1 pseudogene is annotated in these 325 nt (G+C 60.9%); it reads right to left on the reverse strand.

Annotated elements, in window-relative coordinates:
• Nucleotides 1-38 precede the first annotated feature (38 nt).
• Nucleotides 39-273: pseudogene (locus EN818_RS31490) on the reverse strand (DUF6429 family protein).
• Between the last annotated feature and the right edge of the window lie 52 nt (nt 274-325).

Below are 325 nucleotides of genomic sequence, written 5' to 3' on the forward strand. Positions count from 1 at the left end.
TGAGCTGCTGCCGTGGAACTGGCGGCCCACTCGGGCGCTCATGGCGTCGACCGCGTAAACAGCGCGCGGAACAGCTCCTCCGAGCGCCGAAGACCCTCATCCGTCAGAACCAAGGATTTTGCCTTGTTGACCGGGTCGGCGATCAATCCCTTCCGGTGAAGTCGATCCGTCACGTCCCAGTCAAAGCCTTTCCAAGCACACCGTTCATTGTGCAGGGTCAGCCAAAGCAGCGCCAGGACTGCATCATCAAATCTTGTCGGTGTCGATCTCCATCGCTGCAGCTTAACACAGACCGCACCCGCCGCGGCCCAGACCGGAGGGATAC

The organism is Mesorhizobium sp. M3A.F.Ca.ET.175.01.1.1 (assembly GCF_004791945.1).
Taxonomy (GTDB): Bacteria; Pseudomonadota; Alphaproteobacteria; order Rhizobiales; family Rhizobiaceae; genus Mesorhizobium.